The following is a 15,382-nucleotide window of genomic DNA, read 5'->3' as shown; positions in this document are numbered from 1 at the left end:
TTAATATTGGGATGCTCTTTTGTAATGTATGAATATGCCTTTTAAAAGACTGAAGTTATAATAGTGGTATCGTTAAAAGTGGAGAGGACATCATCATGAAATTTTTAGATAAATCACTGGCTCAGGAAATAGTCAACCGGACGATGAAAATAATCAAGCGAAATATTAATGTCATGAATGATAAAGGGATTATTATTGGCTCAGGGGATCCAACTCGAATTGATTCTATTCATGAAGGGGCCCTGCTTGTCATTGAAAACCAAAAGGAATTTGAAATCGAGGAACACGACACAAAAGCCCTACATGGTGTTAAAGCAGGAATCAACCTTCCAATTAATTTTAATAATCAGGTGGTCGGTGTTATTGGAATTACTGGAGCACCTGAGGAAATTCGTAACTACGGGGAACTGGTAAAAATGGCAGCGGAAATAATCCTGCAACAAGCCGTTTTAATCGATCAAATGCAGTGGGATGAACGATTGAAGGAAGAACTAATTAGCCAGCTTCTGCATGGAACGGAAAACCTCAATTCTCTCTATTTTGAAAGAGTTCGCCGCTTAGGAATCAATTTGGATATCCCGCGTCTTGCTGTGATTTTAACAGCTAAGGACAGGGCAAAGGTATTCAAGACTTTACGCGATCGGTTAGATAAGGAAGATTTATTGGTCATGCATCCAGATTATTTGATTCTTCTTAAAAAAGTAACGAGCCAAAATGTAGCTAAGAATAGGATTGAACTTGAAAAATGGGCTGAAATGGCTGGAAAATATCTGGAGGTACACTGTAAACTTAGTATCGGAAACTATCATCCTGAATTAAAAGGAATTGCCGATTCCTATCGCGAGGCTGTTGCAACTTCATTTGTTGGGGAGAGGATTGATCCGGTAAAAACAATTTATTTTTATGAAGATTATAAAATTCCTGTCCTGCTAACTAGAGCAAAGAATCTTGGGATTGGGGAAGAAATACAAAATTACTATCAATCCCTTCAAGAGAATGACAAAAAAGGGGAATTGGTTGAAACGTTATTGGCGTTTATTGAGGAAAATGGGGATATACATACTATTACAGGAAAGTTATTCATTCATCGAAATACATTAAGGTATCGACTGGATAAGATAACTGAAATAACAGGAAAGGACCCGAGAAAGATTAAGGAGTTACTTGAATTATACATATCTGTTATTCAAGAGTTGATAAAGTAATTGTGCAAATGAACAAAAGACCTGGTAGAAACGGGTCTTTTTTTTGATAGTTTGCCCAATGAAAACGCTGTAGCAAACGCTTACAATGAGTATACAAACAAATAAGGAGGGATTAACAAATGGATGCAAATATACAAGTAAGCGCTTTAGGTGCCATTTGTGCACTTGTAATAGCTATTATTTTAATTTTGAAAAAGGTTTCTCCTGCCTATGGAATGATCGCTGGAGCGTTAATCGGCGGACTGATTGGTGGGGTAGATATTACTAATACCGTAACCTTAATGATGGAAGGTGCGAAAGGCATTATTCCAGCTGTACTACGGATCTTAGCTGCGGGTATTCTAGCTGGTGTTTTAATTGAATCTGGTGCAGCAGCTGTTATTGCAGAGACGATCGTCAAAAAATTAGGTGAAACGAGGGCGTTACTTGCTCTAGCGGTTGCAACCTTGATTTTAACTGCAGTTGGAGTGTTCATTGATGTTGCCGTTATTACTGTGTCACCAATAGCCCTTGCGATTGCCAAAAGGGCGGGCATTTCGAAAACTGCGATATTGTTTGCTATGATTGGTGGCGGTAAAGCAGGTAACCTCATGTCACCCAATCCAAATGCCATTGCCGCATCGGATGCCTTTAAGGTTCCCTTAACATCCATTATGGCCGCGGGTATTATCCCTGCCATTGTTGGGTTAACCATTACTTATTTTATAGCGAAAAAGCTAGTGAAAAAAGGTTCAGCTATTAAAGACATTGAAATTCAAACACACAATGGAGGAAAACTTCCGCTCTTTTTACCAGCGATTGTTGCTCCTCTTATAACAATAATTCTATTGGCCTTAAGACCACTATTTGATATCAGTATTGACCCGATGATTGCTCTTCCAATTGGTGGAATTGTTGGTGCATTGGTAATGGGTAGAGGAAGAAAAATCAATGAGTATGCTGTTTCTGGCTTAGGAAAAATGTCAGGTGTTGCGATTATGTTACTTGGAACTGGTACACTAGCAGGAATTATTGCTAATTCTGGATTGAAGGACTTATTAATCGAAGGGTTAAATGCACTTGGACTTCCAGGCTATGTACTTGCTCCAGTATCAGGTATTTTCATGTCAGCAGCAACTGCATCCACTACTGCTGGAACAGCAGTGGCGAGCCAAGTGTTTAGTGGCACGATTTTAGGTATGGGTGTATCTGCTATTGCTGGTGCAGCTATGATTCATGCAGGTGCTACCGTATTAGATCACCTGCCACACGGAAGCTTTTTCCATGCAACAGGCGGAAGCGTAAATATGGAAATCAAAGAACGTTTGAAGGTTATTCCTTATGAAACGCTAGTTGGTTTAACCATGGCGATTATTTCAACCTTGATTTATGGAGTGTTTCACTTTTTCGGATAGATAAATGACCAAAAGAGGAGAGCAAACACTCCTCTTTTCACATCACCCAATGGAATTGACAGGAGAGGGATAGAGATGAAGATAGTTATTGCCCCTGATTCATTTAAAGAAAGCCTTTCAGCACTTGAGGTAGCTGAGGCAATTGAAAAAGGCTTTAGATATCATTTTCCAAATGCAGAGTATGTGAAAATACCGATGGCAGACGGTGGAGAGGGGACGGTTCAATCTCTTGTTGATGCAACCGGTGGAGAAATTATCTGCAAAACTGTCACGGGTCCTCTAGGAGAACCAGTCGAAGCGTTTTTCGGTATGCTTGGTAATAAACGTACGGCAGTGATTGAAATGGCGGCAGCTTCTGGTTTACACCTAGTTCCAAGAGAGAAACGTAATCCGTTAATTACCACAACGAGAGGAACCGGTGAACTAATATCAGCTGCCCTAGATTATGGTGCAACTCATATCATTATTGGAATCGGTGGAAGTGCCACTAATGACGGTGGTACGGGGATGGCTAAAGCCCTTGGTGTGGGATTATTTGATAAGGATGGGATGGACATTGGAGAAGGTGGTGGGGCGCTAGGTAAGTTAGCTTCGATCGACTTAGCTCAATTAGATTCAAGATTAGAGAATATTAAAATTGAGGTTGCCTGTGATGTAGATAATCCACTAACAGGAAAAAGAGGAGCTTCAGCTATTTTTGGTCCGCAAAAAGGGGCGACACCGGAAATGGTAGAACAATTGGACAGAAATCTTGACCACTATGCAGCCATGATTGAACGTGAGCTTGGAAAAAATATAAAAGATGTAGCAGGTGCCGGAGCAGCTGGTGGACTTGGTGGAGGATTGTTAGCCTTCTTACCGACCGTATTAAAACGGGGTGTTGATATCGTGATTGATGCAACGTCTCTTTCCAAATCGGTTGAAGATGCTGATTTGGTCATCACGGGTGAAGGAAAAATTGATCAACAAACCATCTTTGGAAAAACACCAATTGGCGTAGCAAAAACGGCTAAAAAGAATGATGTTCCTGTGATTGGAATTGCTGGAAACCTCGGAAAAGATAGTCTTGTTGTTCATGATTATGGAATCGATGCTGTTTTCAGTATTGTTCCTGGTGTTGTTTTACTTGAGGACGCCTTTGAACATGCAGCAGAATACGTAGAAAGAACAGCTACCAATATTGCAGCTGTTTGGAAGATGAAAGGATAGCATAAAGCGTGCCACTATAACGGTAAAGGGTTATGTTTTCGGATGCTTTCTTAATTAAATGACACAAGAATTGACGTATGAATTGGCATACGTCTTTTTCTTTATTTATCAAAGTTTCTACGAAATTTCATTAACTTTCACAAAGCGATTAACATCATTATTATGATGGACAAAATAAGTATTTTACAATTAAGAGTGAGGGTCAAAAATTCTTTCATTTACAGTGTCGTTTTGAGTACCAATTTTATTAGTTTTTATAAGCTGGTCGATAAAAAACTGCTAATTCCCGCATCTAGGATCAAGTGGGTCCGCACTTATCAGTTGGTGGTGCAGGTTAAGCATCCGAGCTGATAAATAGACGGAAAAATTCCGCTTATTTGGAAATTATCATTAAAAATAGCTTAAATAGGCGGAGAAATTCCGCCTATTGACTCGAAAAATGTGAAAAAGGGGAGGTTTTGCTTTGCATAAGCGGAAAAACTCCGCTTATTTTACCTCAAAACGAGCTCCATTCTGAATATAACAGGAAAAACTCCGCTTATTTTACTTTTGCTGGTTACTCAATTAAGGACAAGACATCTTATTTAAAAGGGAGTAAGTATATCTCAAAATCCAAGAGAACCTTACGGTGAACCGTATCACAAGTAAGTGAGGATTTATATAAATAAGGTTTTTGTATTCCTAATAAAGTAACTCGCCAATTACTATGGCGAGTTTTACTTTTATATATATTAATAACCATGCCCATACGACTGTCATTTCTGCACGTATTTTAAGAAAAGAACCTCAAAACGTAACCCTTACTATAACGGGGTTAGCCTTTTTATATGAAAAAAATATATGGAATTTTTTATTATTATTGACTAAAAATGTAAAATAAAATAGTATAGAGTCATTGATGACTCTTAAACAAGGAGGGATCCTAGTTGGCACCAATCGTGTCAGTAGAACATAAGGAAAAACGAAAGCTCATCATTCTTCAAGCAGCAAAAGAAGTTTTTATTAAAAAGGGTTACAACGCAACCACAATCCAAGATATCATCAATCATTCAGGTGTAAGCAGAGGCGGAGTATATACATACTTCCAGAATACTGAGCAAATTTTTCTTGAGATTTTAAGACGAAGAGACCTTGAAGATGAATGGAATCTAGAGAGTATTTACAACTTGGCACAAACAAATTGGGGAGCACTTACTTTCTTGCTAGATCAAATTCAAGAAATTATCAACAGCCAAAGTAATCTTTTACTTCCTGCAATTTATGAGTATTACTTTACGATTGGCTGGCAGACCAAAAAACACATTCCCTTGTTGGAAGCACGGATTAAGCAGGCTATGAATGGGTTTATTTCAATCATTGAAAAGGGGAAAAACGAGAAAGAATTTTCACCTATTCTACCAATTGAAGATATTGCAGGTACTATTCTTACTTTTTGTGATGGAATCTATGTGAATTGTTTTCATTTAGGACCTGAAAAATCAAATGTATACAAACAATTTCAAGCCTTTCGCTCCTATTTGGCTTTAGCATTATTTAAAAATAATTAAGGTTTAAGGGGATATTTTATGAAAAAAACAAGACTTGGCGGAATCTCCGCCCTAATCGTTGGATTTTTATATATTTTAACAGTAGTGATTGTGTTAGTATCACCACCTGGTGAAAATCCGGTCGTGGACCATGTAACCTATATTAATAGATTAGTAGCGGTTCATTATATACTTGGATTCTTAGGGGTTCTTGGAATAATGGTAGTGCTTGCTATCTCGAATAGGTTAGAAAAATATACGGAATCCAGTGAGTGGTACCCGTATTCAAAGGTAATGGCCATTATTGGCTTTGCATTACTAGCCATCAATAATTTCCGTCAAGTCGGTATGGATCATGAATTAAGTCATGAAGCGATGATGAAAGGTGGAGTCGTTTTTGAAACGATTGTAACTTCGTGGGCTGGACTGGTTGAGTTGAGTCCACAAGGCTGGGTTGACTTTGGTTTTGTTGGTTTATGGATTTTTACCGTAGGGATTATCACTAATAAGTATTTAAATAAAAAAGTCCTTTCTATTCTTGGTATGGTCGGAGGCGCTTGTTTTATTCTAACCGTTCTCGGAAATGTTAGCGGTATTACAGTCCTTGTCATGGTTGGAATGGGCTTAGGCGGGTTAATTATTGTTCCGATTTGGTTTATTTCTTTTGGTATACTATTAGTAAAGAGTGATAATGCAATTCCGTCGATTCATGTGGCAAAATTAGAAAATAACAAACCAACTATCTAAAGGGGAAATCATGATGGGTGAAGAGAGATTCATTGAAGTAACTGGGGGAAAAGTGTGGGTCCAAATATTTAATGAAAGTGCACCTGGTACGCCAGTTATTATTTTACATGGGGGTCCAGGATCTTCCTCCTATTCGCTTCAAGGGTTAAAAGCACTAGCAGAGGACCGGCCAGTTATTTTTTATGACCAACTAGGTTGTGGAAGATCGGAAAGACCAACAAATACCTCACTGTGGCGTTTGGACCGATTCGTAGAAGAATTAGGGCAGGTAAGACAGGCCTTAAATCTTGATGAGGTCCATATTCTCGGTCATTCCTGGGGAACCACACTAGCTGCTGCCTATTGCTTAACACAGCCAAGCGGTGTAAAAAGTGTGATCTTTTCAAGTTCTTGCTTAAGTGCACCAATATGGGAACAAGATCAGAAGCGAAATCTACAAAAACTGCCTCTTGAGGTCCAAGAGACGATAAAACGATGTGAGGAAAATGGGACAACCGACTCCAAGGAATTCAAAGAGGCAACTGATGTATTTAACAAAAACTTTGTTTGTCGTTTAGATCCTTTTCCTGACTGGTTAAAGCAAGGAACCCAATATAGAAATCCAGAAGTATACAATATCATGTGGGGGCCAACTGAATTTACAGTATTAGGGAACCTTAAAGAATTTGATTGTACCGCTCAATTAAAGGACATTTCGTGTCCAGCCCTTTTTACATGCGGACGTTTTGATGAAGCTACCCCAGAGTCTACTGAGTATTTTAGCAGTTTAACACCGAATTCACGCTTCCATGTGTTTGAAAACAGTGCGCATATGCCATATGTGGAAGAGCCAGAGGAGTATTTGCAAGTTGTTAGAGAGTTTTTAAGAGAGGTAGAATCTAACTAAATTGTTGGCGGGACTCATGAGTCTCGCCATTTTTTTTCGTTTACTAACAAATTTGTAACAATTTAGTAAAAAGTATGGAAGGGAAATTATCGGATTTGTCGAATGGAATAAGAAAATATATCTATATAAGAGGGAAAATATCATGAAAAGATTGGGCCAACTTATTCTCGTTTCCATTTCTATTTTATTTACCATTTATCAGTCTATTTTCGAGAAAGATCCAATATTTGAAATAGATTTCTTTCTATTTACCTTTATAGCTTGGTTCGTCGGGTGGCAATATGATAAATCACGCTATTATGCAAAAAGGGCCCAAGCTGGAGAGATTAGTTATAAGAGATTGATAGATTCCTTGCCCGAACCCGTTTATATTACTAGGGATCATAGATTACTTTATGTGAATAACGCAGCGGTAAGTATGCTTCGAGCTAAGAATAAAGACGAAATCATCGGAAAGTCCATTTTTGACTTCATTGTTCCAGAATATCAGGGACGATTAATGGAACGATTTAAGCAAATAAAAAAAGAAAAACAGCCAGTCAACACTATAGAATATAAGGCAAAACGTATGGACGAAACAACCTTCTTTTTTGAAGTATCTTCCTTGTTTATTGTCTTTGGTGAAAAAGCAGCAGTTCTATCAATTGGCAAAGACATTACGGAGAAAAAAGAAGAAACCGAGCGACTTCTTCAAAAGTCAGAAAAGTTGGCTCTCCTTGGCCAAATGGCTGCAGGTATTGCACATGAGATTCGGAATCCGCTTACCTCTATTAAAGGGTTCATTCAGCTAATGAAATCTAGCACGAAAAATGATCAGTACCTCGATATTGTATTAACAGAACTTGACCGGATTAATTCCATTGTTGGTGAATTTCTTGTCCTCGCAAAACCAACGGCAGCCGTTTTTGTTGAACATAATATAAAGACATTATTAACTGATGTTATAACCTTAATTAACAACCAGTCAATCTTAAACAATGTCCAAATTCTCACCGAGTTTAGTCCTGAACTTCCCAGCATCAGCTGTGAGGAAAATCAATTAAAACAGGTTTTCTTAAACCTTTTGAAAAATGCAATTGAAGCTATGCCAAAAGGTGGAACGATAGAGTTAATCGTAAAAGAAAAGAAGGAAGGGGAAATTTCAGTCCAGATTAATGATACAGGCCTCGGAATACCTGAAGAACGAATTTCTACACTTGGTGAGCCTTTTTATACCACAAAAGAAAAGGGAACCGGACTTGGATTAATGACTTGTTTTAAAATTGTAGAAAATCACCATGGTACATTAAACATAACTAGCAAAGTAAACGAGGGAACTTGCATTGAAGTTCTTCTCCCAACTATGACACAGCCATTTATAAAGAAGGAACTTGTCCATTAATAGAAATGTTATTTGGAAATAACATTCCATTGTCGCAACTAAATCTAATACTATATGATTATCCTAACAGCTGGTCCTATATTACTAGTTTCGGAGGGATATCATCCGTTGAAGAATGTGTAACTGTCTTATCTTTATTTTTATCTGTATTTACTTTTGAACATGGGTTTGCAGTAGCGCAGTCGGAACCAATTGTAAAGGTGAAATTGGTCAATTTTTTAGGTAACAAAGCAGAAATTACCATAAATAGTTATTTAGTAAATGAAGTGAAATCAGAAAATGGAATGACTACTGTTTCAGGTACAGGTGATGGCCATGGGGTGGGGATGAGTCAATGGGGTGCCCAAAACATGGCAGGCGCAGGAAAAAATTATCAAGAAATTTTGAAATATTATTATCCAGGAATTGCTGTTACGCAAATGTATGAAGGAAATATCCAAGCCATTTCTACAGTTAAGAAGCCAGGGTGGTTAAAAGAGCAAGGCAAGTGGTATTACATTCAACCAAACGGAACGAAAGCGACTGGTTGGATAAAGGATGCTAGTAAGTGGTATTACCTTGGAACCAATGGTGTCATGCTAACTGGCTGGCAAAAAGATGCTAGCAAGTGGTATTATCTTGGAGCCAATGGTGCCATGCTAACTGGCTGGCAAAAAGTTAATGGCAAGTGGTACTTTTTGAATTCAAATGGCTCGATGGCCACTGGATGGTTAAAATCTAACAATAAGTGGTACTATCTCAATTCCTCAGGTGCAATGGCTACCGGCTGGATTACCGATCGCGGAAAGAAATATTACTTATCATCATCTGGTGCCATGGTTCAAAATAAGCAATACATTAATGGAAAATGGTATACCTTCCATTCGAGTGGTTATTTATTATAATTTTAAGCGGTGCCTGATACTCAGCGGATTTTTTGCTGGGTGTCAGGCACTTTTTTTTGGAAAAATATTGACTTTACCCTGATAAAGATTATAATAAAATTTAATTAATATTAATCCGATAAAACTAATGTGAATTATAGGTGAAGAGGGTGAAATACAAATGTTTCTTCATATAGACCGTGTGAATAAAGAATTTGGAAACCAAAATGCGACCAATACAGTCCTTTCAAATATTAATCTTGAAATTCAAGAAGGAGAGTTTGTCTCTATCCTTGGTCCTTCAGGTTGTGGAAAATCAACATTATTATCCATTGTGGCTGGATTAACTAAGCCATCTAGTGGTGAGGTATTTCTGAACGGTGAGAAAATTACTAAGCCAGGAAGAGACCGCGGGATGGTATTCCAACAAGCAGCGCTTTTTCCTTGGATGACAGTAGAAGAGAATGTAATGTTTGCATTGCGAAAAGAAATGAAAAAGAAAGAGGCAAGGGAGGTTGCTCACCAGTACTTGAAAATGGTACAACTCAGCAACTATACGAAGCATTCCCCACATGAGTTATCTGGTGGAATGCAACAACGTGTGTCCATTGCCAGAGCCTTATCCATGAATCCTAAGGTATTATTAATGGATGAACCATTTGGAGCTCTTGACGAACAAACGAGATCAAGGCTTCATCTTGAATTAGAAAAAATATGGATTGAAACGAGAAAAACCATTTTGTTTGTTACTCATAGTATTCGTGAGTCTATCAAGCTATCAGACAGAATCATTGTTATGGGAACACGACCTGGTGTGGTGCTAGAAGACATTCAGGTGAAAATTCCAAGACCTCGTGAAAACCATACACAAATGGTCGCCAAATTAGAGGAAAAGATTATGAGTTTATTACAATCAGAGATTGATAAAGTGGTAAAAGAGGAATTAGCCTATGCAGCCAACAATTAAACGTATTATCTTCTTTGTAGCCTTAGTTGTGTTCTGGCAGGTGGGCGTATCCGTAAGTGGTGTTTCGCCCTCTGTTATGCCCGCACCAACGGATGTCCTAGAGGCGTTAGTTAAGGGTTTTTCTGATAAAACATTAATCTATGATATTTTAGCGAGCTTTCGCCGCTTATTCATTGGTTTAGGTATATCGATTTTTCTAGGCTTAGGTCTGGGCATTCTGTTAGCAAAAAATAAAACCGCAGATGAAACGTTGGGAACACTGATTTTAGCATTACAGAGTGTACCTAGTATTGTTTGGTTACCCATTGCAATCATGTGGTTCGGTCTGAATGAAACATCGGTCATTTTTATCGTGATCCTTGGTGCTACGCTCGTCATGACGATTAACATGAGAATAGGCATTAAAAATGTGCCTCCTCTTTATATACGAGCAGCACAAACGATGGGTTCTGGTGGGGTCGGTCTCTTTACAAGCGTGATTTTTCCAGCCTCAATTCCTTACGCTGTAACGGGAGCAAGACTTGGTTGGGCATTTGCCTGGCGTGCACTCATGGCGGGAGAAATACTTAGCACAGGACCTGGATTAGGGTATACCTTGAAGTATGCATCAGACTTTGGAAACATGAGTATGGTTATTGCTATTATGATTATCATTGGTGTCATTGGCACTGTGGTTGATATTGTTTTCTTCCAACGGGTGGAACAAAATGTCATTCGCCGTTGGGGTTTAGAAACATCTAATTAAGGGGGAACTAGAGAGATGAAGAAAAAGACAGCGATTATTAGCTTAGTATTCCTACTTCTAATCGGGGCATTAGCAGGGTGTGGAACAGATCAAGCAAGCTCAGGATCAAGTAAAGAAGAGAAAAAGGTCGTAATAGGGTATTTCCCTAACATTGACCATGCACCTGCCATGATAGCACGTGAAAAAGGTTACTATGAAAAAGAATTAGGGGATGGCGTTAAAGTGGAATATAAGACGTTCCCTGATGGCGGTGCCTTTATGACGGCGTTGAAAACTGGTGAAATTGATGCAGGTTTAGTTGGTCCAGGACCTGTTATGAATAACTTCACAAATGGCGCTGACGTAAAAATTATTGCTGGAGCATCTTCAGGTGGAACAGCGATTGTTGCAAGCAAGAAAAGCGGAGTGAATTCTGTAGAGGATTTCAATGGTAAAACTTTTATTACTCCAGGCGTAGGTTGTACGCATGATGTTCAAATGGAGACATTCTTGCAAGATTTCGGCATTTCTTCTGCACGAATTGGTGGTACACTAAAGCATGTAACTGGAAATCCAGCACAATATGCGGCTATGTTTGAATCTGGGAAAGTGGATATCGCGGCTGTTCCTGAGCCATGGGCTTCACAGTTAGTAAAAGAAGCTGGTGCTAAAATTATCGTTGATAGCAAAAAGATTTCATTTGGTACAACATTACCGAATACAATCCTCGTATCAAGCGGCAAGAAAATTAAAGAGGACAAAGATATTATTCAAAAGATCGTAGATGCACAAAATGAGGCGATTGCTTTTATCAAGGATAATCCTGATGAAGCAAAAGAGATTACGATAAAGAGCATTAAAGAGAGCACAAAACAAGAACTAGATAAGGCAATTGTTGATGGGGCTTGGGGAAATATCCGTTTTACAACTGATGTCAATAAAGATGTAATTCAAGATTTCGCTAATTCTTCTGTTGAGCTTAAGTTCTTGAAGGAAAAACCAGATTTTGCGTCATTAATTGATTCACAATTCATTAACTAATACGAATGAAAGGTGCTGGTGTCATTTGACTCGGCACCTTTTTGTGAAAAAGGGTGGTTTTCGTTGAAACGTTTATTTTTGCTTCTCCTTTTCGTAATGGTTCTATCTGCTTGCTCAAAGGATGTAAAGAAGGTCGAGAATGATTTTCCACTTCATATGGAAGTAGGGGACTTTAATGGTGTTAATCAGAATGGAAAGAAAGTGTCATACTCAGATGTAAAGGGTAAAGTCTGGATTGTTGATTTTATGTTTACGAACTGTGATACGGTTTGCTCACCCATGACTGCAAATATGGCTGAATTGCAGCGTAAATTAACTGATGAAGATGTAGATGCTCATCTTGTTTCTTTTAGTATAGACCCTGAAAATGACCAACCAGGGATATTAAAGGAATATGCAAGTGGAGTAGGTGCTGATTTTTCAAATTGGGATCTTATAACAGGATATAAACAGGAGTTTATTGAAAGTTTTGCAAATAAATCGTTTATGGCTGCAGCGGCTAAACTAGAAGGTTCGAATCAATTTGTGCATAGTACTTCCTTTTATTTAGTAGATGAAAAGGGGATTGTTGTACAAAAATATGAAGGGGTATCGGATCCGCCGTATGAGCAGATCGTTAAGGATATAAAGTCGTTACAATAATTTGGTTATTTGTAAATATGTTATGTAAACTTTAATAGTGAAATTTTGTGTCCACTGTATATGAGTACAACAGTGGACACGTACGATAAGAGGTTTTATTTACTATTCGCTGATAAAATTCCATATTCGCTGATAACTGTATTAATTCGCTGATAAATCTTGAAATTCGCTGATAAAAGCAAAAAATTCGCTGATAAATTATTAATTCGAGTAAATTCGGTGTAAATTTACACCTGAACAGAATTTTTAGGAGGTAAAATGTAGTATATAATGCGTAAATCAGTATAAAAAATCACCCAAATGTTTATTTTAGTATCTCCCTAAACTCTTTCCCTTTTTGAACATAGTGTTCACTGGACATTTGCAACATTTGCAGGTCCTTTTCTGTTAGTTCTCTGACGACTTTACCTGGCGAGCCAAGAACAAGGGAACGGGGCGGTATTTTAATTCCTCCTGCGAGCAAAGTATTAGCGCCAATTATACATTCCTCGCCAACCTCGACGTTGTCCAATAACGTGGAGCCCATTCCTATAATCGAACGTTTCCCAATTTTACAACCATGTAAAATAACATTGTGGCCGACTGTTACATCATCTTCAATAATAACAGGAAACCCCTCGTAAAGGTGAATGGTCGAGTTATCTTGGATACTGCATCTCTCGCCAACGATAATTGGTCCATCATCACCCCTAAGGACTGCATTAAACCAAACCGTTGATTCTTTCCCAATCTGAACATTCCCAATGATATACGCCCCAGGTGCAACAAAGACAGAATCGTGAATAGTAGGTGAAACTCCATTGTACGGGATCATCATTACAATCACTCCTTAAAACTTTCGGAATTATCTTACATCTAAATAAAATTATAACATGAAGAGTGCCAGGCACCGCTAAAAAATGCCTTATTAAATTGTAAGCGCTTCATAATTTACAAAATAGTAAAAATAATCAAAAAACATTGACAGTATTTTTTTTCGGTGGTAACCTTATAAAAAATTAAACTTGAATCAATGAAGAGAAGAGTAGAATCTGCTCCTTGTTTCACAGAGAGTCGGCGTGTGCTGGGAGCCGATAACAGGGCGATTTGAAGATCATCTCAGAGATGTTTAGCTGAACATTCCAAGTAGGCTACACCGGTTAGTCCGCCGTTATGATGGAACATGTACAAGAGTTTGTACATTGATCGAGAGCCGCAGTTTCTTTTTTGAAACTTGTGGAAGTAGGGTGGTATCGCGAGTTAACTCGTCCCTATATTATGGGGACGGGTTTTTTGTTGTTTTTAGACAATAAATAACTATTTATAACATACATGGATTATTTGGGAGGGAACCTGAAAATGAATCAACAGGTCGATAAAAAAGCGTTTAATGTGGAGGACATTATTATTGCTAGCCATACCATCAAGGATGTGATTTCACCAACTCCATTGCAGTATAATCATTTACTTTCCGAGCGGTATGACTGTCATGTGTATCTAAAGAGGGAAGATTTACAAAGTGTCCGCTCATTTAAAATACGTGGGGCTTATAACCGTATTAAAAAATTGAGTGGAGAAGAACTTCAAAACGGAATTATCTGTGCAAGTGCAGGAAATCATGCACAAGGTGTTGCCTACTCCTGCCATCTGTTAAAAATCAACGGAAAAATCTTTATGCCGAGTACGACGCCTAAGCAGAAGGTGAACCAGGTAAAGTTTTGGGGAAAGGACAGTGTGGAGATTGTTCTCGTGGGGGATACCTTTGATGATGCCTATGAAAAAGCAATGGAATGTAGTCGGAATGAAAACCGTACCTTTATTCACCCTTTTGATGATTATGATGTGATTGCTGGTCAAGGAACCGTTGCTGTTGAATTGTTAAATGATTGTCCTGAAAAAATTGATTATCTGTTTGCAGCAATCGGTGGGGGTGGTCTCCTTGCTGGAGTGGGTACGTACTTAAGGCATTACTCCCCTCAAACACAATTAATTGGTGTCGAACCTCAAGGAGCACCAGGGATGAAGGAATCCATTTTAAAAGGAGAAGTAACAAAGCTCCAAGAAATTGATCCATTTGTAGATGGAGCTGCTGTTAAAACAGTTGGGACAAAGACCTTTACTATTTGTAAGGAAATTGTGGACGATATTACGGTTGTTCCAGAAGGTAAGGTCTGCACGACGCTTTTGTCTCTCTATAATGAAAATGCCATTGTTGTTGAACCAACCGGTGCGCTTTCCGTTGCAGCTCTAGATACATATGCAGAACAGATAAAGGGGAAAACGGTGGTTTGTATCGTAAGTGGCGGTAACAATGATATTGGAAGGATGCAGGAAATTAAAGAGCGATCTAAGTTATATGAAGGACTGCAGCATTATTTTATCGTTCAGTTTCCACAGCGCCCTGGTGCCTTACGTGAGTTCCTATTTGATGTCCTTGGACCGAATGATGATATCAGCCATTTTGAGTATACGAAAAAGAACAATAGAGAAACGGGACCTGCCTTGGTAGGAATTGAACTGAAAGATAAAGAAGATTACTTCCCTCTAATTGAACGGATTAAAGCAAAAGGCTTCTTCTATAGAGAAGTTAATAAAGATAGTACGTTGTTTCAGATGCTGGTATAGACGTGAAAAGACCTTCCTTTATGGAAAGGTCTTTTTTTACTAACATGATACTTAACAAATGTCATTTTTAAGGTATAATATTATCTGTGTATGAATCAGTATCTGTTTGTGCTTGATTCGATAAATAGAAATTATCATGAACTGCTAATTATTATTCTGAAACGGAATAATTCAGGATCATAATTTTGTGTAG

General features: G+C 38.3%; 14 protein-coding genes and 1 other annotated feature. Of the genes, 13 read left to right on the top strand and 1 reads right to left on the bottom strand.

From position 1 onward, the window contains the following. The first annotated feature begins 95 nt into the window (after positions 1-95). The 12 genes from AA0X95_RS16090 to AA0X95_RS16035 all read left to right on the top strand — a co-directional run bounded on the left by AA0X95_RS16090 (position 96) and on the right by AA0X95_RS16035 (position 12,585). Positions 96-1,205 (top strand): sugar diacid recognition domain-containing protein, encoded by a 1,110-nt coding sequence (locus tag AA0X95_RS16090; protein ID WP_413299527.1) that lies wholly within the window; start codon positions 96-98, stop codon positions 1,203-1,205. A 119-nt stretch (positions 1,206-1,324) separates the two neighbouring features. Beyond that, complete coding sequence (locus tag AA0X95_RS16085; RefSeq protein ID WP_413299525.1) at positions 1,325-2,599, top strand: GntP family permease; 1,275 nt, start codon at positions 1,325-1,327, stop codon at positions 2,597-2,599. Positions 2,600-2,674: 75 nt separating this feature from the next. Further along, complete coding sequence (locus AA0X95_RS16080) at positions 2,675-3,808, top strand: glycerate kinase (RefSeq protein ID WP_413299523.1); 1,134 nt, start codon at positions 2,675-2,677, stop codon at positions 3,806-3,808. Between the two features lie 926 nt (positions 3,809-4,734). Continuing rightward, positions 4,735-5,355: a TetR family transcriptional regulator gene (locus AA0X95_RS16075; RefSeq protein ID WP_413299521.1), complete on the top strand. Its 621-nt coding sequence runs from the start codon at positions 4,735-4,737 to the stop codon at positions 5,353-5,355. 18 nt (positions 5,356-5,373) lie between these two features. Further along, positions 5,374-6,081 carry a hypothetical protein gene (locus AA0X95_RS16070; RefSeq protein ID WP_413299520.1) on the top strand — a complete coding sequence of 236 codons (708 nt, stop codon included), beginning with the start codon at positions 5,374-5,376 and terminating at the stop codon, positions 6,079-6,081. Between the two features lie 10 nt (positions 6,082-6,091). Further along, positions 6,092-6,967 (top strand): proline iminopeptidase-family hydrolase, encoded by an 876-nt coding sequence (locus tag AA0X95_RS16065; RefSeq protein ID WP_413299518.1) that lies wholly within the window; start codon positions 6,092-6,094, stop codon positions 6,965-6,967. Between the two features lie 142 nt (positions 6,968-7,109). Beyond that, positions 7,110-8,348, top strand: coding sequence for an ATP-binding protein (locus AA0X95_RS16060; RefSeq protein ID WP_413299516.1), 1,239 nt, complete (start codon positions 7,110-7,112; stop codon positions 8,346-8,348). Between the two features lie 29 nt (positions 8,349-8,377). Continuing rightward, positions 8,378-9,232, top strand: a complete 855-nt coding sequence (locus AA0X95_RS16055; protein ID WP_413299514.1) for a hypothetical protein — start codon at positions 8,378-8,380, stop codon at positions 9,230-9,232. Between the two features lie 160 nt (positions 9,233-9,392). Then, positions 9,393-10,178, top strand: coding sequence for an ABC transporter ATP-binding protein (locus AA0X95_RS16050; protein ID WP_413299512.1), 786 nt, complete (start codon positions 9,393-9,395; stop codon positions 10,176-10,178). After that, on the top strand, positions 10,162-10,923 hold the full coding sequence (locus AA0X95_RS16045) for an ABC transporter permease (protein ID WP_413299510.1): 762 nt from the start codon (positions 10,162-10,164) through the stop codon (positions 10,921-10,923). Before AA0X95_RS16050 ends, AA0X95_RS16045 begins: the two co-directional genes overlap by 17 nt. Positions 10,924-10,938: 15 nt before the next feature. Next, positions 10,939-11,943, top strand: coding sequence for an ABC transporter substrate-binding protein (locus tag AA0X95_RS16040; RefSeq protein WP_413299508.1), 1,005 nt, complete (start codon positions 10,939-10,941; stop codon positions 11,941-11,943). Positions 11,944-12,006: 63 nt separating this feature from the next. Beyond that, the gene (locus tag AA0X95_RS16035) at positions 12,007-12,585 is read left to right on the top strand and encodes an SCO family protein (protein ID WP_413299506.1); all 579 of its coding nucleotides are present in this window, start codon (positions 12,007-12,009) and stop codon (positions 12,583-12,585) included. 304 nt (positions 12,586-12,889) lie between these two features. Here AA0X95_RS16035 and AA0X95_RS16030 read toward each other — a convergent pair whose 3' ends face one another. Further along, the gene (locus AA0X95_RS16030) at positions 12,890-13,402 is read right to left on the bottom strand and encodes a gamma carbonic anhydrase family protein (RefSeq protein ID WP_413299504.1); all 513 of its coding nucleotides are present in this window, start codon (positions 13,400-13,402) and stop codon (positions 12,890-12,892) included. Between the two features lie 186 nt (positions 13,403-13,588). Further along, positions 13,589-13,840 (top strand) — a binding site (T-box leader). A gap of 83 nt (positions 13,841-13,923) precedes the next feature. Between AA0X95_RS16030 and ilvA the strand changes: the two genes are divergently transcribed. Next, positions 13,924-15,189: a threonine ammonia-lyase IlvA gene (gene ilvA / locus AA0X95_RS16025; protein ID WP_413299502.1), complete on the top strand. Its 1,266-nt coding sequence runs from the start codon at positions 13,924-13,926 to the stop codon at positions 15,187-15,189. Positions 15,190-15,382 lie beyond the last annotated feature (193 nt).

Origin of the sequence: Neobacillus phoenicis (genome assembly GCF_047302305.1) — a bacterium.
In the GTDB taxonomy this organism is placed as follows: domain Bacteria; phylum Bacillota; class Bacilli; order Bacillales; family Cytobacillaceae; genus Neobacillus.
This window is presented reverse-complemented; position numbering and strand designations above follow the sequence as displayed.